Source organism: Actinosynnema sp. NPDC023587 (genome assembly GCF_040640215.1).
Classification (GTDB): Bacteria; Actinomycetota; Actinomycetes; order Mycobacteriales; family Pseudonocardiaceae; genus Actinosynnema.
Genome location: NZ_JBFABG010000003.1, coordinates 696,841 through 720,398 on the forward strand (window position 1 = coordinate 696,841; position 23,558 = coordinate 720,398).

Annotated in this window: 23 protein-coding genes, 3 tRNA genes and 1 other RNA gene; 10 read left to right on the plus strand and 17 right to left on the minus strand. The window is 70.8% G+C overall.

Annotated features, from left to right (window positions below):
• Positions 1-77: 77 nt before the first annotated feature.
• Positions 78-451, minus strand: a transfer-messenger RNA (tmRNA) gene (ssrA, locus tag AB0G01_RS12030).
• 166 nt (positions 452-617) lie between these two features.
• Between ssrA and AB0G01_RS12035 the strand changes: the two genes are divergently transcribed.
• Together AB0G01_RS12035 and AB0G01_RS12040 are read left to right on the plus strand one after the other, a co-directional pair.
• A complete protein-coding gene (locus AB0G01_RS12035; protein WP_360943154.1) occupies positions 618-1,865 on the plus strand; it encodes a sensor domain-containing protein in 1,248 nt (415 codons plus the stop codon).
• Positions 1,853-2,497, plus strand: coding sequence for a response regulator transcription factor (locus AB0G01_RS12040; RefSeq protein WP_360943157.1), 645 nt, complete (start codon positions 1,853-1,855; stop codon positions 2,495-2,497). Before AB0G01_RS12035 ends, AB0G01_RS12040 begins: the two co-directional genes overlap by 13 nt.
• A gap of 73 nt (positions 2,498-2,570) precedes the next feature.
• On the opposite strand, the gene smpB is transcribed toward AB0G01_RS12040, so the two are convergent.
• The 5 genes from smpB to AB0G01_RS12065 all read right to left on the minus strand — a co-directional run bounded on the left by smpB (position 2,571) and on the right by AB0G01_RS12065 (position 6,453).
• On the minus strand, positions 2,571-3,047 hold the full coding sequence (smpB, locus tag AB0G01_RS12045) for an SsrA-binding protein SmpB (RefSeq protein WP_360943160.1): 477 nt from the start codon (positions 3,045-3,047) through the stop codon (positions 2,571-2,573).
• A 39-nt stretch (positions 3,048-3,086) separates the two neighbouring features.
• Positions 3,087-3,986, minus strand: a complete 900-nt coding sequence (gene ftsX, locus AB0G01_RS12050; RefSeq protein WP_360943163.1) for a permease-like cell division protein FtsX — start codon at positions 3,984-3,986, stop codon at positions 3,087-3,089.
• Positions 3,987-4,027: 41 nt separating this feature from the next.
• Positions 4,028-4,717, minus strand: coding sequence for a cell division ATP-binding protein FtsE (gene ftsE, locus AB0G01_RS12055; protein WP_360943166.1), 690 nt, complete (start codon positions 4,715-4,717; stop codon positions 4,028-4,030).
• An 85-nt stretch (positions 4,718-4,802) separates the two neighbouring features.
• Positions 4,803-5,900, minus strand: a complete 1,098-nt coding sequence (gene prfB / locus AB0G01_RS12060; RefSeq protein ID WP_360943169.1) for a peptide chain release factor 2 — start codon at positions 5,898-5,900, stop codon at positions 4,803-4,805.
• A 52-nt stretch (positions 5,901-5,952) separates the two neighbouring features.
• Complete coding sequence (locus AB0G01_RS12065) at positions 5,953-6,453, minus strand: helix-turn-helix transcriptional regulator (RefSeq protein ID WP_360943172.1); 501 nt, start codon at positions 6,451-6,453, stop codon at positions 5,953-5,955.
• 379 nt (positions 6,454-6,832) lie between these two features.
• On the opposite strand from AB0G01_RS12065, the gene AB0G01_RS12070 reads away from it, so the two are divergent.
• Positions 6,833-7,027 (plus strand): hypothetical protein, encoded by a 195-nt coding sequence (locus tag AB0G01_RS12070; protein WP_360943175.1) that lies wholly within the window; start codon positions 6,833-6,835, stop codon positions 7,025-7,027.
• Positions 7,028-7,073: 46 nt separating this feature from the next.
• Here the strand turns inward: AB0G01_RS12070 and AB0G01_RS12075 are convergent.
• From AB0G01_RS12075 to AB0G01_RS12090, 4 genes are all read right to left on the minus strand, one after another.
• Positions 7,074-7,147, minus strand: a tRNA-Met gene (locus AB0G01_RS12075).
• Between the two features lie 106 nt (positions 7,148-7,253).
• Positions 7,254-7,327, minus strand: a tRNA-Met gene (locus tag AB0G01_RS12080).
• A 206-nt stretch (positions 7,328-7,533) separates the two neighbouring features.
• Positions 7,534-7,607: transfer RNA gene (locus tag AB0G01_RS12085), tRNA-Met, on the minus strand.
• 95 nt (positions 7,608-7,702) lie between these two features.
• Positions 7,703-10,693: a UPF0182 family protein gene (locus tag AB0G01_RS12090; RefSeq protein ID WP_360943178.1), complete on the minus strand. Its 2,991-nt coding sequence runs from the start codon at positions 10,691-10,693 to the stop codon at positions 7,703-7,705.
• A 106-nt stretch (positions 10,694-10,799) separates the two neighbouring features.
• Here AB0G01_RS12090 and AB0G01_RS12095 point away from each other — a divergent pair, with 106 nt between their 5' ends.
• Positions 10,800-11,339: a PPA1309 family protein gene (locus AB0G01_RS12095; protein ID WP_360943181.1), complete on the plus strand. Its 540-nt coding sequence runs from the start codon at positions 10,800-10,802 to the stop codon at positions 11,337-11,339.
• 10 nt (positions 11,340-11,349) lie between these two features.
• On the opposite strand, the gene AB0G01_RS12100 is transcribed toward AB0G01_RS12095, so the two are convergent.
• The gene (locus tag AB0G01_RS12100; RefSeq protein WP_360943184.1) at positions 11,350-12,435 is read right to left on the minus strand and encodes a PDZ domain-containing protein; all 1,086 of its coding nucleotides are present in this window, start codon (positions 12,433-12,435) and stop codon (positions 11,350-11,352) included.
• Between the two features lie 81 nt (positions 12,436-12,516).
• Here AB0G01_RS12100 and AB0G01_RS12105 point away from each other — a divergent pair, with 81 nt between their 5' ends.
• Positions 12,517-13,827: a zinc-dependent metalloprotease gene (locus AB0G01_RS12105; RefSeq protein ID WP_360943186.1), complete on the plus strand. Its 1,311-nt coding sequence runs from the start codon at positions 12,517-12,519 to the stop codon at positions 13,825-13,827.
• Positions 13,828-13,869: 42 nt separating this feature from the next.
• Here the strand turns inward: AB0G01_RS12105 and AB0G01_RS12110 are convergent, their stop codons facing one another.
• Complete coding sequence (locus AB0G01_RS12110) at positions 13,870-14,397, minus strand: M48 family metallopeptidase (RefSeq protein ID WP_360943189.1); 528 nt, start codon at positions 14,395-14,397, stop codon at positions 13,870-13,872.
• Positions 14,398-14,599: 202 nt separating this feature from the next.
• Between AB0G01_RS12110 and AB0G01_RS12115 the strand changes: the two genes are divergently transcribed.
• The 4 genes from AB0G01_RS12115 (at position 14,600) to AB0G01_RS12130 (ending at position 18,026) form a co-directional block, all read left to right on the plus strand.
• Positions 14,600-14,755, plus strand: coding sequence for a DUF5679 domain-containing protein (locus AB0G01_RS12115; protein ID WP_015098458.1), 156 nt, complete (start codon positions 14,600-14,602; stop codon positions 14,753-14,755).
• A 7-nt stretch (positions 14,756-14,762) separates the two neighbouring features.
• A complete protein-coding gene (locus AB0G01_RS12120; RefSeq protein WP_360943191.1) occupies positions 14,763-15,887 on the plus strand; it encodes a TOMM precursor leader peptide-binding protein in 1,125 nt (374 codons plus the stop codon).
• A gap of 86 nt (positions 15,888-15,973) precedes the next feature.
• Positions 15,974-17,284 (plus strand): AarF/UbiB family protein, encoded by a 1,311-nt coding sequence (locus AB0G01_RS12125; RefSeq protein ID WP_360943194.1) that lies wholly within the window; start codon positions 15,974-15,976, stop codon positions 17,282-17,284.
• 103 nt (positions 17,285-17,387) lie between these two features.
• Positions 17,388-18,026, plus strand: coding sequence for a hypothetical protein (locus tag AB0G01_RS12130; RefSeq protein WP_360943197.1), 639 nt, complete (start codon positions 17,388-17,390; stop codon positions 18,024-18,026).
• Between the two features lie 414 nt (positions 18,027-18,440).
• On the opposite strand, the gene AB0G01_RS12135 is transcribed toward AB0G01_RS12130, so the two are convergent.
• The 5 genes from AB0G01_RS12135 to AB0G01_RS12155 all read right to left on the minus strand — a co-directional run bounded on the left by AB0G01_RS12135 (position 18,441) and on the right by AB0G01_RS12155 (position 22,685).
• Positions 18,441-19,334: a methyltransferase gene (locus AB0G01_RS12135; RefSeq protein WP_360943200.1), complete on the minus strand. Its 894-nt coding sequence runs from the start codon at positions 19,332-19,334 to the stop codon at positions 18,441-18,443.
• 106 nt (positions 19,335-19,440) lie between these two features.
• Positions 19,441-19,665 (minus strand): hypothetical protein, encoded by a 225-nt coding sequence (locus tag AB0G01_RS12140; protein ID WP_360943203.1) that lies wholly within the window; start codon positions 19,663-19,665, stop codon positions 19,441-19,443.
• Positions 19,662-20,123 (minus strand): WhiB family transcriptional regulator, encoded by a 462-nt coding sequence (locus AB0G01_RS12145; protein ID WP_360943206.1) that lies wholly within the window; start codon positions 20,121-20,123, stop codon positions 19,662-19,664. The genes AB0G01_RS12140 and AB0G01_RS12145 overlap by 4 nt, the downstream gene beginning before the upstream one ends.
• A 128-nt stretch (positions 20,124-20,251) precedes the next feature.
• The gene (locus tag AB0G01_RS12150) at positions 20,252-20,473 is read right to left on the minus strand and encodes a hypothetical protein (RefSeq protein WP_360943209.1); all 222 of its coding nucleotides are present in this window, start codon (positions 20,471-20,473) and stop codon (positions 20,252-20,254) included.
• A 148-nt stretch (positions 20,474-20,621) separates the two neighbouring features.
• Positions 20,622-22,685, minus strand: coding sequence for an ATP-dependent DNA helicase UvrD2 (locus AB0G01_RS12155; RefSeq protein WP_360943332.1), 2,064 nt, complete (start codon positions 22,683-22,685; stop codon positions 20,622-20,624).
• Between the two features lie 71 nt (positions 22,686-22,756).
• On the opposite strand from AB0G01_RS12155, the gene AB0G01_RS12160 reads away from it, so the two are divergent.
• The gene (locus tag AB0G01_RS12160; RefSeq protein ID WP_360943212.1) at positions 22,757-23,485 is read left to right on the plus strand and encodes a DUF4191 domain-containing protein; all 729 of its coding nucleotides are present in this window, start codon (positions 22,757-22,759) and stop codon (positions 23,483-23,485) included.
• Positions 23,486-23,558: the final 73 nt, after the last annotated feature.

Genomic DNA, 23,558 nt, shown 5'->3' on the forward strand with positions numbered 1-23,558 from the left:
CTCCTCGGCCGTCGTCGGACAGGACTCCTGCCAACGACAACGGGCACCCGCCGGAATCGGCGGGTGCCCGTTGCCACTCGTGGAGGTGCCGGGAATCGAACCCGGGTCCTCTGCCGGCTCATCAAGGCTTCTCCGTGCGCAGTCGGCTACGTCTCTGCTCGGCCCCGGCGATCACGCTGACAAGTCGCTGTGACAGGCCCAGTCACTGTGGGTGTCCCGACCGCTCCCCGTGACCGGGAACGGTGGTAAGCCTCCTTGCTGATGCCAGCATCCGGAGCGGAGGCACCCCCGGGCTGACAGCTCACTCTCCTAGCCTCAGGCGGCGAGGGAGTAAGCGGCCTGGTCGTTAGACTCGGCGCTTATTGGTTTGCGATGACGCTTACGGTGGTCTCTCGCCTGCACCGGCACGCTTCCCTTGAATCAACGTACAAAGTCGAAACCGTTCACCCCCTGGTCGGGTCCTGCGTCCACCCATCATAACCTGCCCGGCCCACTTCCTCGTTCCGAATAAGCTCCGGTAGGGCTGGCCCCACCTCGCGGACGCCGGTCGACCTGATGGTCCGGGTCACGCGAACGGGTAATGCTGGTCCGGTACATCGGGCGTGAAGGTGGGGAACATGACTGCGCGGGCCAACCCGGACATCGCACGGACCAGCGGGTACTTCCTGCTGAACCTGGTCACCGGCCTCTTCTGGTTCTGCCTGCTGGTGCCGCTGCTCGCGGTCAGCTTCGGCACGATGGTGGTCTGGATCGGCTTCCCGCTGCTGGCGCTGACGCTGGTCCTGGCGCGCGGCGCGGCGAACCTGGAGCGGTCCTGGCTGCGGGTGGCGCTGGGCGTCGACATCCGCCGCCCGCACCGGTCGCTGCCCGGGGGCAGCGCCTTCGTCAAGGCGCGGGCGATGATGACCGACCCGGCCACCTGGCGGGACCTCGCCTACTGGGTGGTCATGCTGCCGGTCGGGCTGATCGAGTTCACGATGGTGGTGGCCCTCTGGCCGGCCGTGCTGGCGCTGACGTTCTTCCCGCTGTTCTGGCAGTGGCTGCCGCGCAACTTCGAGGTCTCGCTGGGCGACTCGGTGTGGCTGATCGACTCGTTCGCCAGGGCCGTGCCCGTCTCGGTGCTCGGCATCCTGCTCGGCATCCTGGTCCTGCCGCTGGTCAAGGCCACCGGGCGGGCGCACGCCGCGCTGGCGCAGGGTCTGCTGGGCCCCTCCCGCACGCGGTTCCTGGAAGCCGAGACCGACCGCCTGTCCGCCAGCCGCGCCCGGGGCGTGGAGTCGGCCGAGGCCGAGCGCCGGCGCATCGAGCGCGACCTCCACGACGGCGCGCAGCAGCGCCTGGTGGCGGTGGCGATGGGCCTGGGCCGCGCCCGGGGCAAGCTGGACACCGACCCCGAGGCCGCCGCCGTGCTGATCGCCGAGGCGCACGCCGACGCCAAGCTGGCCATCTCCGAGCTGCGCGACCTGGCCCGCGGCATCTACCCGAGCGTGCTGGGCGACCGCGGCCTGGACCCGGCCCTGTCGTCGCTGGCCGCGAAGTGCCCGATCCCGGTCGACGTGTCGGTGGACGTCGAGCCGCGCCCGCCGACGGCCGTGGAGAGCGCCGCCTACTTCACCGTGGCCGAGGCGCTGACCAACATCGCCAAGCACGCGGGTGCGACCCGGGCCGCGGTCCACGTCACCCGCACGGAGAACTCCGTGGTCGTCGAGGTGACCGACAACGGTCACGGCGGCGCGCAGGTCCGCGCGGGAGGAGGGCTGGCGGGTCTGGCGGACCGTGCTGCGACCATTGACGGCGTGGTCGTGGTGGTCAGTCCCGTCGGGGGACCGACCGTGATCCGGACGGAGCTGCCGTGCGCGTGGTGATCGCCGAGGACTCGGTGCTGCTCCGGGTGGGCGTGCAACGCCTGCTCGCCGACGAGGGCATCGAGACGGTGGCGGCCGTGGAGGACGGCGCGGCCCTGCTGGCCGCCGTCGAGGAGCACCGGCCCGACCTGGCGATCGTGGACGTCCGGATGCCCCCGAACTTCACCGACGAGGGGCTGCGCGCGGCCATCGAGGCCCGCCGGCGGGTGCCGAACCTGCCGGTGCTGGTCCTGTCGCAGTACGTCGAGGAGCGCTACGCCGTGGAGCTCCTCGCGGGCGGCGCGAACGGGGTCGGCTACCTGCTCAAGGAGCGCGTGGCGGACGTCTCGGAGTTCGTCGCCGCGGTGCGCCGGGTCGCCGAGGGCGGCACCAGCATCGACCACGAGGTCATCACCCAGCTCATGGTCCGGAGCAGGCGCAACCCGGTCGACTCGCTGACCCAGCGCGAGCGCGAGGTGCTGGGCCTGATGGCCGAGGGCCTGTCCAACGCCGCGATCGCCAAGTCGCTGGTCGTCTCGGACGGCGCGGTGGAGAAGCACGTCGGGAACATCTTCGCGAAGCTCGGCCTGGAGCCCAGCACCTCCGAGCACCGCCGGGTCCGCGCCGTGCTCGCGTTCCTCAACCTGGGCTAGACCGGCACCGCCGACCACTCCACCCGGGACACCGCGGCCCGGCGGCGTCCACCTCCGCCAGGCCGCGCCGACGTCAGCGCCGGCCCTTCAACGCGCGGCCGTACGCCTTCTGGATGTCCCGCTGGGCGTCGCGCTTCGCGATGTCCTGCCGCTTGTCGTACGCCTTCTTGCCCCGCGCCAGCGCCAGCTCGACCTTGACGTACCCGTCCTTGAAGTACATCCGCAACGGGATCAGCGACAGACCGCTCTCCTTGGTCTTGCCGATCAGCCGCTCGATCTCCTTGCGGTGCAGCAGCAGCTTGCGCTTGCGCCGGACCTCGTGGTTGGTCCACGTGCCCGCCACGTACTCGGGGATGTGCAGGGCGTGCAGCCACACCTCGCCGTCGTCGACCTGGCCGAACGCGTCCACGAGGGACGCCCGGCCCATCCGCAGGCTCTTGACCTCCGTGCCGACGAGGACGACGCCCGCTTCGAAGGTGTCGAGGATGGTGTAGTCGTGCCGAGCCTTGCGGTTCGACGCGATCACCTTCTGACCGCGTTCCTTGACCATGCCGAAAACCTTACGTGACCCCGCCAGCGGTTTCCGGACCTAGAGCCGCACGTACAGGCGCAGTGTCACGTACCCGGTCAACGCCGAGATGAAGACCGCCACGCCCAGCAGCATGGGTGAGATGATCACGACGTCCAGCATCCCCATCGGTGGCAGGATCTGGGAGCTGAACAGGTCGCCCGACACCCTGGTCACACCCCACACCATCAGCGCCAGGCCGCCCACGCCGACGAGCGCGCCGATGACGCCGGCCACCACCGCCTCGATGAGGAACGGGAGCTGGGTGTACCACCGCGTCGCGCCGACCAGCCGCATGATGCCGACCTCGGTGCGCCGGGTGAACGCCGAGACCTGGATGGTGTTGGAGATGAGCAGCAGCGCCGCCAGCGCCTGGATCAGCGCCAACCCGAGCACGATGTTGCGCAGCCCGTTGAACACGTCGAGCAGCCGGCCGAGGAACTCGCCCTGGTCGTTGACCGCCTTGACGCCCGCCTTGCCGGTGAACGCCTGCACGATCACGTTCGCCCGCGCCGGGTCCTCCAGCTTGACCCGGAACGTGGCCGGGATGGCCTCCGGACGGGCCAGCTTCACCAGCTCCGGCTGCGCCTCGAAGATCTGCTTGAACCGCTCGTAGCCCTTCTCGCGGTTCTCGTAGACCACCGAGTCCACCCCGGACGTGGTCTCCAGCGCGCTGCGCAGACCGGCGCACGGCTGCTGCGCGCAGTCCTTGTCGTTCGCGCTGACGTCGTTGGTCAGCAGGACCGACACTTCCAGCTTGCTCTGGTAGTTGTCCTGCATCTTGTCGACCATGCGGACGATGAGCAGGCCACCGCCGAGCAGGCCGAGCGAGATCGCGGTCGTGAGGATCATCGCGATGGTCATCGTGACGTTCCGGCGCAGGCCGGTGACGACCTCGCTGAACACGAAGCTGGTACGCATCGGGGGGAACGTTCCTCAGGGTCGGGGGATGAGGGGGTGTCTTAGCGGCCCACGCCGTAGACGCCCCGCGCGTCGTCGCGGATGATGCGGCCGTGGTCGAGCTCGACCACCCGGCGGCGCATCGAGTCGACGATGTTGTGGTCGTGGGTGGCCATCAGCACGGTCGTGCCGGTGCGGTTGATCCGCTCCAGCAGCAGCATGATGTCCTGACTGGTGTCGGGGTCCAGGTTTCCGGTCGGCTCGTCGGCGAGGAGCACCAGCGGCCGGTTGACGAACGCGCGGGCGATCGCCACCCGCTGCTGCTCACCACCGGACAGCTCGTGCGGCATCCGGTCCGCCTTGCCGTCGAGGCCCACCAGTTGCAGCACCTCGGGCACCACCTTGACGATGGTGTTGCGCGGCTTGCCGATGACCTCCAGCGCGAACGCCACGTTCTCGGCCACCGTCTTGTTCGAGAGCAACCGGAAGTCCTGGAACACGCAGCCGATGGACTGGCGCAGGCGGGGGACCCTGCGCCGGGACATCTTGGCCACGTCGAAGTTCGACACGTAGACGCGGCCCTTGCTCGGCACTTCCTCCCGGAGCAGGAGCCGCAGGAACGTGGATTTGCCGGACCCCGAGGGTCCGATCAAGAACACGAACTCACCCTTGTCCATCTCGACCGAGACATTGTCGAGCGCGGGGCGCGTGGAGGTCTTGTAGACCTTGGACACGTGTTCGAGTCGAATCACGACCGGTGAGTCTACCCGTGGCCTCGGTAAAGCCTTCGTCTCGCCCGGCGGAACCCCGCGAAACGAAGACTTGACCGATCACGAACTAGCCCTGCTGCTTGCGCCACCGGATACCGGCTTCGAGGAAGTCGTCGATCTCGCCGTCGAGCACGGCGGAGGGGTTGCCGACCTCGTGCTCGGTGCGCAGGTCCTTGACCATCTGGTACGGGTGCAGCACGTAGGAGCGCATCTGGTTGCCCCAGCTCGAACCGGAGTCCTTCAGCGCGTCCATCTTGGCCTGGTCCTCCTGCCGCTGGCGCTCCAGCAGCTTCGCCTGGAGGACGGCCATCGCGGTGGCCTTGTTCTGCAACTGCGAGCGCTCGTTCTGGCAGGACACCACGATGCCGGTCGGGATGTGCGTGAGGCGCACCGCCGAGTCGGTCGTGTTGACGCCCTGGCCGCCGGGGCCGGAGGAGCGGTAGACGTCGACCCGCAGGTCCTTCTCGTCGATGTCGACGTGGTCGGTCTGCTCGACCACCGGCACGACCTCGACGCCCGCGAACGACGTCTGGCGGCGGCCCTGGTTGTCGAACGGGGAGATGCGCACCAGCCGGTGCGTGCCCTGCTCGACGCTCAGCGTGCCGTACGCGTAGGGGGCGGTGATGCGGAACGTCGCGGACTTGATGCCCGCTTCTTCCGCGTAGGAGGTGTCGAACACGTCCACCGGGTAGCCGTGGCGTTCGGCCCAGCGCGAGTACATCCGCAACAGCATCTCGGCGAAGTCCGCCGCGTCGATGCCACCGGCTTCGGCGCGGATGGTGACCAGCGCGTTGCGCTCGTCGTACTCGCCGGACAGCAGCGTGCGGACCTCCAGGGAGGAGATCTCCTCGCGCAGCTTGGCGTGCTCGGTGTCGGCCTCGGCGAGGCTGCCCGCGTCGTCCTCGTCCTCGGCGAGCCCGTAGAGGATCGAGAGGTCGTCGAGGCGGTCGCGCAGCGCGACCACGCGGCGCAGCTCGCCCTGCTTGTGGGAGAGCTGGCTGGTGACCCGCTGGGCCTGCTCCTGGTCGTCCCACAGGTCCGGCCGGGCGGCGGCCTCCTCCAGCTCCGCGACCTGGGCGCGCAGCGAAGCGAGGTCCATCACCGCCTCGATGCTCGCGAGCGTGGCGGAGAGGTCCTTGATGTCTGCTTCGACGTCCGGGTTCACGGCAGAAGATTACGCCAGGACCGGTCGCGGAGTGCGACCGGTCGGCGCTTCGTCAGGCCGTGGGGATGGCGTCCAGCAGCTTGAGCACCGCCTTGGCGTGCGCGAGCGCGAACTCGGCGACCGCCTTGGCGTAGGCGTCCTCCGCGGTCTTCACCGCGGTCTTGGCGGCCTCCTGGTCGGCACCGTAACCGGCCCGTGCCGCGTCCACCAGCGCCTGGCGCTGCTTGGCGGTCAACGAGCCGGCGTGCACCAACCGGAGGATCAACGGGCTGCGCAGGTGATCGGGGCCGGGCTCGGACAGCAGCCAGTTCTTGAAGGCCTTCTTGCCGGCGGCCGTCAGGACGTACTGCTGGCTGGAGCGTGGGCCCTGCTTTCCGAGGCGCAGCAGACCCGCGTCAGCCAACGCGGGCAGCTCGCGGTAGACCTGGCTGCGGGTGACGCTGAAGAACGCACCGAAGCGCTCCCCTGCCTCAGCCACGAGCTGGCCACCGGTCTTGGGTCCGTCGTGCAGCAGCCCGAGCAGGGCGGCGGCAGTCGCGTTCAGGTCCGACACCACACCAACGGTGCCACCTCCGGGTTCGGCTGTCCACAATGGTCAGCCGTTCTGTCCACTGTGGCTGATCACGGGCTAGTGGAGTTGGGCCAAGCGGAGCAACGAGAAGCTCCGTTCCGTGACCGGAAGCTGATCAACGCCACGCTTTCGGCCGCTTGACCGCGCGTGTCCACCCGAGCTGGAAACGCTTTGGCCCGCAAGGGAAGCCGCAGATTTGCGTTCACCCGAACGGCCACCCCAGGTGACTCGCCGCTCTGTTGCTCTTGTTCCGGGGCCCGGCGCTTAGCACAACACGGTGATATGCACCCTCTGGTCTGGCGGATACCACCAGTGCTGGGATCATCACTCCTCGTAGGCGGGTTCTCCTGGGAGGTGTGCGGTGGGCATCAAGTGGATGGACGCCAAGGTCGTCAAGAGCGCCAGGGCGTGGGCCAGTGGCTCGCTCCCCGACCAGCCGGGCAAGGACGAGTGCATGGTGTGCGGCAAGCAGATCCGCCGGCACCGCACCGTGGCCGGCGAGGGCAGGGTCTGTTCCCTGGTCTGCGCCCAGTACTGGGCGGAGAACATGACCTGACGCAAAAGGCCCTCTCTTCACGAGGAAGAGAGGGCCTTCGCCTACGTAGCGGGGACAGGATTTGAACCTGCGACCTCTGGGTTATGAGCCCAGCGAGCTACCGAGCTGCTCCACCCCGCGTCGGGTAAACCAAACCCTACACCCCCCTCCCCCCACACGCAAATCACCCCAAACACAAAAAAGGCCCCACCTGCACCAAGTGCAGATGGGGCCTCTCACCACTTTGTAGCGGGGACAGGATTTGAACCTGCGACCTCTGGGTTATGAGCCCAGCGAGCTACCGAGCTGCTCCACCCCGCGTTGCTGAAACCAACAATACACACCCCCCAATCCCCTCTTCCACCCACCCCCCACCAACTGCGCGGGGCCCCTCCCCACCCGACCACCGGCCGGGGGGTGCAGGGGGGGCGAAGCCCACCCTGCGCGGGGTTTGGGGGCCGCGCCCCCAATGTGAAATGCGAAAAAGCCCCGCCTGCGTTCTCCGCAGACAGGGCTCTCCCACTTTGTAGCGGGGACAGGATTTGAACCTGCGACCTCTGGGTTATGAGCCCAGCGAGCTACCGAGCTGCTCCACCCCGCGTCGGTAATACGAACTCTACGCCGGGGTTGCCGGGAAAGGCAAATCGGGTGGCCCGGACGTGTCCGAGGCCACCCGATCCACAACTCCGCCCCAGGTCAGCCGGTCGGCGTCGGCGACGGGGCCACCGACGACTGCTGCGTCGGCGGTGCGGCGGCGGACGCGGTCTCGAACTTCTTCGTGGCCTCGTCCAGCGCCTTGTAGGCGTTGCCCAGCGCCGCGAAGTCACCGCTGCCCTGGGCCGCCTTGACGGCCGCCAGGGCGCTCTGGATGTCCTTCACGGCCTGCTGGAGCTCCGTGCCCTGCCCGGTGCCGGTGCCCGGCGGCGTGCTGCTGGTGGGCGGCGTGGACGTGCCCGGCGGCTGGCCCGGGACGTCCGGGAGCTGCGCCGCCGCGCCGGTGAGCACCTTCTCCAGGGCTTCCTTCAGGGTCGGCGCGTAGCCGACCTTGTCCCCGAAGCTCACCAGCACCTTGAACAACTGCGGGAACTGGGTGTTCTGGCTGGCCCGCTCGATGTAGATGGGCTCCACGTAGAGCAGCCCACCCCCGACCGGGAGGGTCAGCAGGTTGCCGTAGACCACCTTGGTCTGCCGCTGGGTCAACAGGTTGAGCTCGCCGCTGACCTCGCCCGAGGTGAGGAACTGGGTCTGGATCTGCTGCGGGCCCTTGGCCTCGTTGTTGAGCGTGAGGACGCTGATCTTCCCGTAGTTGTCCGGGTCGGAGCGCACGCTCACGTACGAGGCCATGAACTCGCGGTTCTGCCGCACCAGCGCGCTGGTCAACTGGAAGCTGACCTTGTTCGGGTCACCCGTCGGATCGCCCGCCAGCACGTAGAACGGCGGTTGCTGGTCGCGCTGCTGCTGACTGGTCTGCTGCTGCTGCTCGACCGTCGTCACGTTCTCCATGGCCGTGGTCGGGTCGGACGGCACGCCCCAGAACGAGACGCCGGAGTAGAAGTCGCGCGGCTGCTCGACGTGGTACTGCGCGAGCGTCTCGCGCTGGACCTTGAACAGGTCCTCGGGGTAGCGCAGGTGCTCGCGCAGCGACTGGCTCATCTCGCTGCCCGGCTTCACCGTGCCCGGGAAGACGCCCATCCACGCCTGGAGGACCGGGTCCTTCTCGTCCATCGCGTACATGGTCACCGTGCCGTCGTAGGCGTCCACAGTGGCCTTGACGGAGTTGCGGATGTAGCTGACGTCCTTGTTCGGCTGCTGCGCGACGCCGGGCAGCGAGTCGTTCGTGGCCGACGCCAGCGACGTGCGGCGCGCGTACGGGTAGTTCTCCAGCGTCGTGTAGCCGTCGACGATCCAGGTGATCTTGCCGTCCACCACGGCGGGGTACGGGTCGGCGTCGACGGTCAGCCACGGGGCCACCTTCTCGACCCGGTCGCGCGGGTTGCGGTTGAAGATGATCCGCGAGTCGTCGCCGATGGCCGAGTTGAACAGGATGTTCCGCTCGCCGTAGGCCGCGGCGAAGGCCAGCTTGTTGAACAGGCCGCCGATCCGGACGCCGCCCTCGCCGTCGTAGGTGTACTGCGAGCGGTCGGTGTCGTACTCGCCCGGCGAGCCGCTGTCCCGGCCGCCGACGATCGCGTAGTCCGCCGCGCCGCCCAGCTCGCCGAAGTAGGTGCGCGGCTGCTGCACGCCGAACGGGCCGGGCTTGACCTTGCCCTCCTGGTCGACCTCGGCCACCTCGAACACCGGGTAGCCGCCGTTGCCGCCGTTGTCGGCAGGCGAGTTGATCTTGCTCGCCTCGGCGAACACCATGCCGTTGCCGTGCGTGTAGATCAGGTGCTGGTTGATCCAGTCGCGCTGCCCCTGCGGGATGCCCGCGGTGTTCAGCTCGCGGACCGCGACGATGTAGTCCTGGAGCTGGGTGTCCACTTTGTACCGGTCGACGTCGAGCTTCTCCGGGAACGCGTAGAACGGCCGCAACTGCTGGAACTGGGTGAACGTCTTGGAGATGACGGCCGGGTCGAGCAGCCGGATGTTGCCCAGCGTCGCCTGGTCGCTCTTCAGCTCGTCCAGCGAGACGTTCTGCTTGCCCTCGTACGGTTTTGTCTCGACCTTGTCGTCGGTGAGCCCGAACGCCTCCTTGGTCGACGCTATGTTGCGGCCGATCGAGTCGGCTTCCTTCTCGATCGCGTTCGGCTTGACCGAGAACTGCTCCAGCACCGCGGGCCAGGCCGCGCCGACCAGGATGCTGGAGAGCACCAGCAGGACGGTGGCGATGGCCGGTAGCTGGAGGTTGCGCAGCACCGCGCCGACGAAGAAGGCGATCGCGCAGAACACCGCGATGCACAGCAGGATCAGCTTGGCCGGCAGCACCGCGTTCAGGTCGGTGTAGGTCGCACCGGTGAACTTGTCGTTGCGGTCCGAGAACAGCAACTGGTACCGGTCGAAGAAGTACGCCACCGCCTTGAGCAGCACGAACACGCCCGCGACGACGGACAGGTGGGTGCGCGCGGGCCCGGAGAACTGCCCACCGCGACCGGCCAGCCGGATACCGCCGAACAGGTAGTGCGCGACCACCGCACCGACGAACGACACCGCCGTGGCGATGAACAGCCAGGACAGCAGCCAGGTGTAGAACGGCAACTGGAACGCGTAGAAGCCGATGTCGTGGCCGAACTCGGCGTCGGTCTGGTTGAACATCGTGGCGTTGAGGAAGAGCTGGATCTTCTGCCAGTCGCCCTGCGCCGAGCCGCCCGCGATGACGCCGACGACCACCGGCAGGCCGATCGCGAACAGCTTCATCCGGCGGGTCACCACGGAGCGGTACCGGGCCACCGGGTCGTCCGGGCCGGAGACCGGCACGAACACCGGCCGGCTCCGGTAGGCGAGGATCAGGTTGATCGCGACGAGGCCGCCCACCAGCAGCCCCACGGCGAAGAACAACCCGAAGCGGGTCGCGAGCTCGGTGCCGTAGACGCTGCGGTAGCGGACCTCGCCGAACCACAGCCAGTTGACGTAGGTGCCGAGCAACCTGGAGCCGGTGATCAGACCGACCAGGACCACCGCACCGACGATGAGCAGAATACGGCTTCGACGGGACAGCCTGGGCAGTCCGACCGGGGGCCGAGTGGCCACTGGGCACGCTCCTGGATCGCGGTAATGGCTTTCGTACGTTCTGTCCAACTGTACGGAGGTCGCCGAGGCTTCCCCGTCCGGTCGTCCGTTTCGGGCGGATGCGACCATGTCCGGCGTGTCTGCGAGTGAGAAGCCGCCCGTGGTGCTGCCCGCCGTGGCCCGCGAGGTCGAGGAGTTCGTGTCCGCCGCCGGTTGGAACCAGGCCCCCCAGCTCTTCGCGCTGGTGCCGACCGCCGACCTGGTCGCGCAGCAGCCCGAGCTGGCCGGCCAGCTCGACCCGGCGGCGTCGCCGCTGACCCCGATCGCGCAGGACCGGTTGCCGGACTCGGAGCTGGACAAGGCGCTGGCCGGGATCGTGTGGCCGGACGTCGTGCGCGGGTGCGCGCTGGCCCAGGAGATCGTCGTGCTGCCGCCGGAGGCCGAGGAGACGCTGTCCGAGGACCTGGACGACGAGGCCGCCCGGCAGTTCGCCGCCGAGCACCCGCAGCGCCGCGAGGCGCGCCTGGTCGCGGCCGTGCTGCGGGACGGGTCGGTGGCGTGCGTGCTGCGGCTGCGCGGCGGTCTCGAAGCGCCCGACGAGGTCGTGGAGCACCCCGAGCTGGCCCCGAACCTGACCGACGCCCTGCTGGAGACCCTGCGGCCCTAGCGGGCGGGCTTCAGCAGCGCGGCACGTCCTGGCCGGCGCTGATGGCCTTCAGGGACTCGACCGCGTCGGCCAGCTTCTCGACCTTGACCAGCCGCAACCCCTCGGGGGCGTGCTGCCTGGCCTCGTCGCAGTTGCCCGCCGGCACCAGGAAGGTCGTCGCGCCGCCCTCGCGCGCGGCGACCATCTTGAAGTTGATGCCGCCGATCCGGCCGACCTCGCCCCGGTCGTTGATCTCGCCGGTGCCCGCGACGGACTGGCCGCCGTTGAGCTCGCCCGGGGTCAGCTTGTCCACGATGGACAGCGCGAACAGCAGACCGGCGGACGGGCCGCCCACGTCGCTGAGGCTGATCTTGATGTCGAAGGGCACGTCGGCGCGGTCCACCGGCCGGATGCCGAGGAACCCGCCGGCCCGGTCCTCGGACGTGCCGAGCGTGATCGTCGCGGTCTGGCGCGCCGACTCGCGCTGGAAGGTGATCTCGACCCGGTCGCCGGGCTTGGTGTTCTCCAGCGCGTCCCGGACGTCCTCGTACCCGGCGACGTCCTTGCCGTTGACCACCAGCAGGCGGTCGTCGGGCTGGAGCACGTTGTCCGCCGCGCTGTTGCGGGTGATGTCGCCGGCGACGACCTTCACCGGGTAGGACAGGTACCGCAGCGCGGCGACCTCGGCGCTGGTCTGCGAGTCCTGGAACGCCTTCACGTTCTGGTCGCGGACCTGCTGCTCGGACTCGCCGGGGCGGAAGAACTCCTCGCGCGGCGCGAGCGCGTACCGGCCGCTGAGCCACAGGCCGAGCGCGCCGAACAGCGACACGTCGTCGGTGAGCGACACCGTGGTCATCGTGAGCGCGCCGTTGGTCGGGAACGTCTCCTGCCCCTCGATGTGCACCACGTCGGTCCCGCCGACCTGGCCCAGCGTGTTGTACGTCGGGCCGGGGCCCAACGCGACGTAGGGCACCCTGGTGAACCCGCCGAGCAGACCGAGGGCCACCACCACCACCAGGCTGATCACCAGCGTCCACGTGCGCCTGGTCAGACCGCCGCGGGGTCGGACCGGGCGCTTCGTCGGCTGCTCCACGACGGTGTCGGTGCCTTCGCTCACGCCCGACAGGGTACGACCAACCCCTCACGCCCTCGGCGAACCGGTCCCGCGCACCACCCCCGGCCCGCGTACCGTGGAGGTATGAGTGACGTGCCCTTCGGGTTCGGCCCGCAGGACCCCGACGACCGCGGTCGCAAACCGGAGGAGCCGGGCAACCCGTTCGACTTCGGCCAGCTCGGCGAGATGCTGAGCCAGCTCGGCGCGATGTTCAGCAACGCGGGCACGTCCGCCGGACCGGTCAACTACGACCTGGCGAAGCAGATCGCGTTGCAGCAGCTCGCCGGCCAGGGCGGTCTCGGGTTCACCCCGGACCAGGACAAGGCCGTCGCCGACGCGGTCCACCTGGCGGAGATGTGGCTCGACCCGGTGACGGCGCTGCCCGCCGGCACCACCAAGTCCGAGGGCTGGACCGCGCGCGACTGGGTGGAGCGCACGTTGCCGACGTGGCAGCGGCTGTGCGACCCGGTGGCGCAGCGGGTGTCCGGCGCGTGGGTCGAGGCGATGCCCGCCGAGGCCAAGGACGCGGCCGGCCCGCTGCTGTCCATGCTCGGCCAGATGGGCGGCATGGCGTTCGGCTCGCAGCTCGGCGGCGCGCTCGCGCAGCTCGGCTCCGAGGTGCTGACCTCGACCGAGGTCGGCCTGCCGCTGGGGCCCCGGGGCACCGCCGCGCTGCTGCCCGCGAACATCGAGAAGTTCACCGAGGGCCTGGAGCGGCCCGCCAGTGAGGTGCTGGTGTTCCTGGCCGCCCGCGAGGCGGCGCACCAGCGGCTGTTCAGCCACGTGCCGTGGCTGCGGCAGCGCCTGCTGGACACGGTCGAGGCGTTCGCGCAGGGCATCAAGGTCGACACCTCGGCGCTGGAGCAGCTCGCGGGCCAGGTGGACCCGTCCAACCCGGCCTCCATCGAGGAGGCCATGAAGTCCGGGATGCTGGAGCCGCAGACCACGCCCGAGCAGAAGGCCGCGCTGGCCCGCCTGGAGACGCTGCTGGCCCTCGTCGAGGGCTGGGTGGACGTCGTGGTCGCGGAGGCGGTCGGCGAGCGGCTGCCGGGTGCGGAGGCGCTGCGGGAGACGCTGCGCAGGCGGCGGGCGTCCGGCGGTCCGGCCGAGCAGACGTTCGCGACGCTGGTCGGGCTGGAGCTGCGTCCGCGCCGGCACCGGTCGGCGGCGGCGCTGTGGAAGCTGCTGGGCGACCAGCACGGGATCGAGCAGCGGGACGGCGTCTGGGAGCACCCCGACCTGGTGCCCACCGCCGAGGACCTGGACGACCCGATGGAGTTCGCGGAGCGGTTCGGGCAGACCCGCAAGGCGTTGGAAGACCCGATGGCGGAGCTGGAGCGGACGCTGCGGGAGGACCGCGAGGACAAGGGCGGGGACGACGAGGGCAAGGGCTGACGCACCCGGCCGCCGGTCCCCTCGGGCAGGCCGGCGGCCCGGTCAGTCCTCCTCGGTGATGCCCAGGCCGGCCGCCGCGGACAGGCCCTCCAGGTAGCCGATGGCCCGTTCGGACCTCGGGTAGCGGTGCACGAGCTCCCAGAAGTCCTTCCCGTGGCCGGGCACCCTCAGGTGCGCCAGTTCGTGCACCAGGACGTAGTCGAGCACCCACGCCGGGACCTCGCGGAGCCGTTCGCTGATCCGGATGGTGCCCTCGCTGGGCGTGCAGGACGCCCACCTCGTGCGCATCGGCGGCACCCAGCGGACGCTGCTGGGCTGGACGCCGTCCAGGTGGCGGTCGGCCAGCTCCGCGCAGCGGGCCAGCAGCGCCTCGTCGGACGTGCGGGTGGGCGAGCGCCGGCGGGTCTCGCTGCGCTGGAGGCGGCTGAGCATCTCGGCCACCCAGTGCTTCTCCTCGCTCTTGCTCATGCGCGCCGGCAGCAGGACGACGACCGTGTCCCCCTCGCGGTACGCGCTCACCATGCGACGGCGCCGAGCGCTGCGCCGCACCTCCACCTGCGGTTCGGGCATGGGTTCACGGTAAGGCCCCGCACCGACAATTCGCGGCGGCCAAGCGGCGGTCCGTGCGGCATCGGCCGCACAGGTTCCCCCAAACGACGGCTGGACACGCGGCACGCCACGTGCAGCGGTTGCCCGTCCGCAGAGGTAGCGTGCTGCGCAGCCCCCGAGTGTGGTGCAGATCGCCCCGCACTCTCGAAGCAAGGAGGAAGCCGTGGCCGAGACCTACAACGGCTACTGCGTCAAGTGCCGTGAGAAGCGCGACTTCACGGGCGAGGTGCACGAGAGCAACAACCGCAGGATGGCCAAGGGCAAGTGCCCGGTCTGCGGGACCACGGTGACCCGGATCCTCGGCAAGGCGAAGGTCTGAGCCGCGGGTGGCCGGGTCCGCTCCCGGCCACCTGACCGGGCACGCCACGCACGACTCGCCGGGGACCGCGCGCGCTTGCGCGTCCCGCGCCGGCCGTCCCGGCAGGCTGCCCGGCGTGACCACGTTCCACCGCCCCCGCGTCCTGCCCGGCCTGCCCGTGCTGCGCCGCCGGGCCGACGCGATCCAGATCGGCCTCGACCCCCGGCACTCCGTGCTGATCGAGGACGTCCCCCCGGAGACGGCCGTCGCGCTGTTCGCCCTGACCGGCCGCCACACCCTCGCCGACCTGCTCCGACAGCTCGCCGGGCCGGACCACCAGGACGAGGACTTCGCGCGCCTGGTGCACGCCCTGGCCGACCTCGGCCTGGTCGAGGAGGCCCGCCCGGAGCCGCACGGCAGGCTCGTCACCGAGGCCACCGAGTGGGCCTTGCGCACCGGTCGCCCGGCTCCCGGGCTGGCCGCCGCGCGGGCCGCCCGCTCGGTCGTCGTGCACGGTGACGGGCGGATCGCGGTGGCGGTCGCCGGGCACCTCGCGTCCGCCGGGGTGGGCCACGTCCGGGTGGTCACGCGCGGCCGGGTGAACTCCGAGGACACCGGATCGGGCTACCTCGACACCGACGTCGGCCGGCCCCGCCCGGACGCGGCGGAGGACGTCGTGCGGCGCGCGTCGCCGGACGTGCGGACCGAGGTCCGGGTGAGGGCACCGGACCTGGTCGTGCTCGCGGACGCCGAGGTGCCGCCGCCGGAGCTGCTGCGGGCGCTGCTGCTGGACGGCACACCGCACCTGGCCGTGCGGGCGGCCGAGGGCCTGGGCGTGGTCGGACCGCTGGTCGTGCCGGGCCGCAGTAGCTGCCTGCGGTGCTACGACCTGCACCGGGCCGATCTCGACCGGGGCTGGTCGGCGCTGGCCGTGCAGCTCGTGGACCGGCCTCGGCACGCCGACCTGCCGACCGTGGCGTCGACCGCCGGGCTGGCGGCGGGCCAGGCGCTGCTGGCGCTGGACCACGGGTCGGCGGCGCGCACCCGGCCGCCGGCGTGGGACGCGGTGCTGGAGGTGAACGCGTACGCGGGGTTGGTCGAGCACCGGCTGGCCCCGGTGCACCCCCGCTGTGAGTGCCGCTCGCTCTCGTGAGTCGGTCCTCAGCACGGGCTGTGTAGGTTTCGAGTAGGCGTAGAACCACTGCGACCGTGTTATGCGGGCGGGGGGAGAATCTTCGGGTGAGTGAGATCCCGCGCAAGGCCGTGCAGCGCACCGCCAAGCTGGCCAGCCTGCCCATCGGGGTGGCCGGCCGGGTGGTGGGCGGGTGGGGGAAGCGGCTGGCCGGCCGAAGTTCCGAGGAGGTCAACGCCGAGGTGTCGGCGAAGACCGCCGAACAGGTCTTCGCGGTGTTGGGTCAGCTCAAGGGCGGTGCCATGAAGTTCGGGCAGGCCCTGAGCGTGTTCGAGGCCGCGGTGCCGGACGAGCTGGCCGAGCCGTACCGCGAGGCGTTGACCAAGCTCCAGACCGCCGCTCCGCCGATGCCGGCGCGCACCACGCACCGGGTGCTGGCCGAGCAGCTCGGGACGGGGTGGGCGAAGCGCTTCACGGCGTTCGACGACGACCCGGCGGCGTCGGCGTCCATCGGGCAGGTGCACCGGGCGGTGTGGCACGACGGCCGCGACGTCGCGGTCAAGGTGCAGTACCCCGGTGCGGACGAGGCGTTGCAGGCCGACCTGAAGCAACTGCTGCGGTTCAGCCGGCTGCTCCAGGCGATCATGCCCGGTGCCGAGGTGAAACCGCTGCTGGAAGAGCTGCGGGACCGGTACCTGGAGGAGTTGGACTACCGGACCGAGGCGGGCAACCAGCGGGTGTTCGCCAAGGCGTTCGAGGGCGACGAGAACGTCCTGGTGCCGCGCGTGGTGGCCAGTGCGCCGAAGGTGATGGTCACCGAGTGGACGGACGGCACGCCGCTGTCCCAGATCATCCGTTCGGGGGAACGCGAGGAGCGCGACCTCGCGGGCCGGCTGCTCGCGGAGTTCCACTTCTCCGCGCCGAGCCGGTCGGGCCTGCTGCACGCCGACCCGCACCCGGGCAACTTCATGCTCGGCGCGGACGGCCGGCTGCGGGTGCTGGACTTCGGTGCGGTGGCCCGGCTGCCCGACGGCCTGCCGCCGACGTTGGGCCGGATGACGCGGCTGGCGCTGGACGGGCGGTCGCGCGACCTGCTGGACCTGCTCAGGTCGGAGCACTTCATCCGACCGGGGACGGAACTGCACGAGGAGGACGTTCTCAGCTACCTGGCCCCGTTCGTGGAACCGCTGCGCGTGGAGACGTTCCACTTCACCCGCAAGTGGCTCCAGAAGCAGGCCGAACGGGTGGGTGACCTGCGCGGCCAGGATTCGCAGACGGGCCGGTCGCTCAACCTGCCGCCGCAGTACCTGCTGATCCACCGGGTGACGCTGGGCGCGACGGGCATCCTGTGCCAGCTCGACGCGAACGTCCCGGCGCACGCCATCGTCGCCCGCTGGCAGTCCGGCTTCGCCGACTGACCGACCACCGCTCCGGACCGGAGTTGTCCACACCCCCGAATCCCTGTCCACAGATTCACCACCGGTCCTCGCGCTCGTGCTCCACCCGGCCCAAGATCGACCCATGACGAACGCGATCAAGACCAAGACGACGAAATCCGAGGCGATCAGGTCCAGGGCGATCACGCTCGACGTGATCAAGTCCGACGTGATCAAGACCGCCGACCTGAAAGCCGCGGGCGTCCCCCGCTACGCGATCGAGCTGCGCTGCCGTCCGGGCGGCCCGTGGCAACGCATCCTGCCGGGGGTGCTGCTGCTGGCCGCCACGCCACCGACCAGGGCGCAACAGGTGCGGGCCGCCCTGGTCTACGCGGGTCCGGAGGCGGTGCTGACCGGGGTGGACGCCCTGCGCGAGCAGGGCTTCCCGGACCTCCCGCTACCGCCGTTGATCCACCTCCTGCAACCGGCGTCCTGCCGGAAGACGGGCCGGGGCGACCTGTTCCTGGAACGCACCACCCGCCTGCCCGAACCGGTGCGCAAGGACGGCCTGCCCCTGGCCCCGCCCGTGCGCGCGGTGCTGGACGCCGCCCGCCGGGAACGCCACCCGGACCGCCGTCACGCGGTGCTCACCACCGCCATCCGGTTCGGCTACTCGCCGAACGCCCTGCTGACCGAACTGGACGCGGGCAGCCAACGCGGCGCGGCCGTCCCGCGCACCACCCTGCGCAAACTCGCCCACGCCCACCGCGCCGCAGTCACCTGACCCCACCCCCGCCCGATCCCTCACGCCCAATCCCCGCGCCTAGTTCACCCGCTTAATCCCCCACGCCCAATCCGCGCCGCCCAATCCCCACGCCCGATCCCCACACCCGAAAGGAGCCCCATACGACACCCACACCACTTCAGCCCCACGAGCACGGCCGCAGCCGGCTCGGCGACGTGCCGGCACTCACCCCGGCAGCGGGCTCAAGGGCCGGCGACGGGTTGGCCTACCAGTACTCGGCGGGCAGTTTGCCTTCGATGTCGCGTACGTGGGTTCGCGCGCAGTCGTGGCACAACCAGCGGTCCGCCCCGTGCTCGCGCTCTCGCACCCAGGCCAGCAGTTGTGCCGCGTCGGTGACCGACCCGCGCGTCCGAGCGCACCTCGTGCACGCCGAGTCCACGGCTTGCGCCTGGTTCACGGCTTGCGCCCGAGGTGCACCGTTCCGGTGGACAGCAGGAACACGTCGTCGCGCCGGCCGATGAAGGCGGGGTCGTCGGGGTCCAGCAGCCGGGTGAGGGCGTGGCGGTCTGCGGCGTGCAGGCGTTGCGCGCCGACCTCGGCCAGCCACTGGAGCTGCTGCACCACCAATTCGCGGACGACGGGTTTCGCGGGGGCCGGGTGGTCGACGAGGTAGCTGAACGCGGTCACCTCGACCAGGCCGGCGTCGGTGAGCACGGTGTTCCACCCCACGGGGAGGCGCACCGAGCCGGGCATCGACTCGCGCATCCGCACGAACCACTCGGCGCGGGCGTGCGCGAGCCGGTCGTGCAGGCCGGGCTCGCCGATGCCGAGGTCCCACGGGAGGCAACGGCTCTCCAGGCCGCCCTCCCCGAGGGCCAGCCACCCGCCGGGCGCGAGGGCGGCGACCAGGTCACCGACGCCCCGGCGCTGGTCGGGCAGGTGGTGGACGACCCTGGACGCCCACACCAGGTGCGCCGGGCCGGCGATGTCCGCCGGCTGTTCGGCGGCCAGGTCGGCGAGCACCGGGCGGACGCGGACGGTCGGTGTGGTGGTGTCGTTCTCGTAGGTCGCAGCGGCGCGGGCGGCGGTGACGGCGGCGTCGAGCACCTCCGGCACGGCGTCGACCAGGACGACGGTGCCGCCGCCGCGCGCGGTGAGGGATTCGACGAGGGCGACGGCCATGCCGCCACCGCCGCACCCGACGTCGACCACGGTCGGGTCGTCCGGCAGGGTGCGCACGAGTCTGCGGGCGATGACCCGCACGGCGTCGGCGTCGATTTCGGCGGCCCGCCGCAGCGAGGCCACGCGCGAGGTCCAGTCGATCCCGTCGTGAGTGTGAGCGGTCACACTCACGACGGTACCCATGGCGGGGCCCGTCCTCCCCCTGAACCAGGGGGAGGACGGGCCGGGTGTCGACGTCATCGGATCGCGGCGGCCCTCAGGCGGCCGGCGGTCAGACCGCGCGGGCCGTCAGTTGCGCCCTGCGCTGGGCCCAACCGGCCAACCGACGCCACCTGCGGGCGACGACGAGGCGGTGGGCCGTTCGATGACGTTGGGCAAATACCTCGGCATCATGCATTCGGGATCGGGCCAGATTTTCTTCGAGCAACATGGGGTTACCTCGCGGGTTGAGTTCGACGACGACGGTCTGATCGCTGGTGGTTCGGTACGTGGTCACGCGGCGGCCTCCTGGCTGGTAGCCCCCCGGACAACGGTCGCGGCAGGTGCCGCGGGCACAACGGTCGCGGCAGGTGCCGCGGGAACGACGGGTGCAACGGGTGCGGCGGGTGCCGCCGGAACGACGGGCGCGGCGTCCTTGCGCGGACGACCACGGGGACGCTTGCGCGCGATGACCGATCCGCGCTCGAAGATCTCGCCGCCCCAGACCCCCCAGGGCTCGTGCCGGGCGAGCGCGCCCGCCAGGCACTCGGCGATCACCGGGCAGCCGGCGCAGAACCGCTTGGCCTGCTCCAGCTCGCCCGGTGCGTCGGAGAACCAGAGGTCAGGGTTGTTGGTACGGCAAGGAAGTTCCAAGCCGGCGTCGGGTGCGGTGTCGATCAGGTTCGCGACTCCGGCTCCTGCCAGGTCCGGCTCGGTGGACAGCGTCCCGGCTATCGGGACGGTCGCGGTCAACATCAGGTGGACTCCTGTCAAGGGTCTTGCGATGGGGTTTTCCCTGCTGAAACGGGTCGAACAAACACAAAGGCCGCGGATCCGGTTACGGGTCCGCGGCCTTGGTGAGCCTCAGGTATGCCTGACGCGGGTCAGGTACCTCGCTCGTGCGCGGACAGCGCAACGTTCAGAGTCGGGACAGCGGTGGGCACATCGGCGGCCGGCACCTGGATGAGCTGAACTCGCGCGACGCCCCACTTCGAGGCGTGGCGATCGCGGGCAGTCTTCTGCCCCACGACGCGAGCGGCACCGGACACGGCAAGGCCCGTGGTCAAGAAGCGACCCGGCATCTGGAAGCTGTTCAGAGTCTTCACACCGGTCACCTCCATCGGGCAGCTAGTCTCGGAGCAACGCTCTGTCAAAATCCCCAGCGGGCGCTTCGCGCCCGGCCTCAGCAGGTTATGACCCGGTCCCGGGCCGATGCAACCGGTTTTTTCAAATACCTGTCGATCGAGTGATATTTCAACGTTTGCCCTGGACAAGGGCGAGGACGTCGGCCGCGTAGCGGTCCAGCTTGGCCGCGCCGATGCCGGCGATCGCGACGAGGCCCGGGACGTCCTCGGGCCGCTGCTCGGCGATGGCGACCAGGGTCGAGTCGGTGAACACCACGTAGGCGGGGACCTTGAGCTCCTTGGCCCGGCCCGCCCGCCACGCCCGCAACCTCACCAGCAGGTCCTCGTCCACGTCCGACGGGCAGCTCTCGCAGCGGCTGAGCTTGACCGACCGGGCGTCGGTCAGCGCGGAGCCGCACATCCGGCACAGCGGCTTGGCGCGGCGCTGGAGCGGGTCCCGTTTGGCCGCGCCGGCGGTGCGCGACGCGGGGTGGTCCTCCGGGATGAGTCCGTAGAGAAATCGGCTGCGCCGCCGGTACCGGCGACCGCCGGCGGCGCGGGCGAGGGCCCACGACAGCCACAGGTGCTCCCGGGCGCGGGTGACCCCCACGTACAGCAGCCGGCGTTCTTCCTCGATGGCCGCGTCGTCGCCGTCGGCGTGCATGATCGGCACGGTGCCCTCGACCAGGCCGACCAGGAAGACCGCGTCCCACTCCAGGCCCTTGGCGGCGTGCAGCGAGGCGAGCGTGACGCCTTCGACGGTCGGCGGGTGCTGCGCCTCGGCGCGCACGTCCAGCTCGGTGACGAACTTCCCCAGGTCCGCGCCCTCGACCTCGGACGCCAGCTCCTCGGCGAGCTCGACCAGGGCGAGCAGCGATTCCCACTTCTCCCGCGCCGCACCGCCGGCGGGCGGGTCCTCGGTGAGCCCGACGCCGGTCAGCACCTCGCGGACGACCTTGGGCAGTTCGCCGGGCGGGTCCTGGGCGGCGGCCGTGCGCAGCGCGATCATCGCCTGGCGCACCTCGGGCCGCTGGAAGAACCGCTCGCCGCCGCGCACCTGGTACGGGATGCCCAGCTCGGCCAGCGCCTGCTCGAAGACCTCGGACTGCGCGTTGACCCGGTAGAGGACGGCCACCTCGCTGGCCGCCACCCCGTCGTCCAGCAGTGCCCTGACGCGCTGCGCGACGGCCGCCGCCTCGGCGGACTCGTCGTCGAACTCGGTGAACCGGGGCGTCGGGCCGGCCGGCCGCTGCCCGATCAGCCGCAGCCGGGACCCGGCGGGACGGTCGCGCGCCCACTTGATGACCTCGTTGGCCAGGCCCACCACCTGGGGGGTGGACCGGTAGTCGCGCTCCAGGCGCACCACGGCGGCCTCGGGGAAGCGACGGGGGAAGTCCAGCAGCGGGCGCGGTGACGCGCCGGCGAACGAGTAGATGGTCTGGTTGGCGTCGCCGACCACGGTCAGGTCGTCGCGCGTCCCCAGCCACGCGTCCAGGACGCGTTGCTGCAACGGCGTGACGTCCTGGTACTCGTCGACCACGAAGCACCGGTAGCGGTCGCGGAACTCCTCGGCGACCTCGCTGTGCTCCTCCAGCGCGGCGGCGGTGTGCAGCAGGAGGTCGTCGAAGTCGAGCAGTTGCGCTTCGTTCTTGAGCTGCTCGTAGGTCCGGTAGACCTGCACGACCTGCTCGGGGGGCGCGGGGGTGTCCCGCTGCGTCCGCCCGGCGGCGGCCGGGTAGTCCTCGGGCGCGATCAGCGACGCCTTCGACCACTCGATCTCGCTCGCGAGGTCGCGCAGCGAGTCGGACTCGGTGGACAGCCCGACCCGGTTGGCGGCCTGCGCGACGAACCGCAGCTTGTTCCGGTCGATCAGGTCCCACTGCGGCCCGCCGACCACGCGCGGCCAGAAGTAGCGGAGCTGCCGGAGCGACGCGGCGTGGAAAGTCCGGGCCTGCGCGCCGGGCACGCCGAGCGCCCGCAGCCGGGTCCGCATCTCCCCCGCCGCGCGCGCGGTGAACGTGACCGCGAGCACCTGGCCGGCGGCGACGTGACCGCGTTGCACGAGGTAGGCGATCCGGTGGGTGATGGTCCGGGTCTTGCCGGTGCCCGCCCCCGCGAGCACGCAGACCGGGCCGCGCGGTGCCTCCACCGCGGCGCGCTGTTCCGGGTCGAGTCCCTCCAGCAGCCGCTCCATGCGCTGCATCCTCGCATTGCACACGGGCAGCGCTGTGATGGGGCGACACGGCGCGCCGTATCCTGGTGGGCATGGCTGGAAAGCAGGACAAGGCCGCCGCCAAGGAAGCGGCGAAGGCGCGGCGCGCGGCTTCGAAGGCGCGGCGCGGACAGATCTTCGAGGCGTTCAAGGTGCAGCGCCGCGAGGACAAGGCGCTGGTGCCGCTGATGCTGCTGTGCGTGGTGGGCGCGGCGGCGGTGGCGTTCCTGCTGGGGCTCATCTGGGGCATGCAGTGGGTCCTGCTCCCCCTCGGCATCGCCGTGGGGGCGCTCCTGGCGGTGATCGTCTTCGGTCGGCGGGTGCAGCGCAACGTCTACGCGAAGGCCGACGGCCAGCCCGGCGCGGCCGGCTGGGCGCTGGACAACCTGCGCGGGCGCTGGCGGGTGACGCAGGCCGTGGCCGGCACGACGAACGGCGACATGGTGCACCGCGTCATCGGCCGCCCCGGCGTGGTCCTGGTCGCCGAAGGCGCGCCGCACCGGGTCAAGAACCTGCTCGCGCAGGAGAAGAAGCGCGTGGCCCGGGTGATCGGCGAAACCCCGATCTACGACGTCATCGTGGGCAGCGACGAGTCCCAGGTACCGCTCCGCAGGCTCCAGAGCCACCTGATGAAGCTGCCCCGCAACATCTCGACCGCCCAGGTCGACACCCTGGAGAACCGCCTGGCCGCCCTGGCCAGCCGTGGTGCCGCGATGCCCAAGGGCCCCCTGCCCCAAGGCGCGAAGATGCGCAACATCCAACGCGCCATGCGCCGCCGCTGACCAGCCGAAACCCCACTTGCCGGCCGTCCCTGAGAGCCCTCCCCGGAGGGCTCTCAGCTTTGTGCGCCCGCTC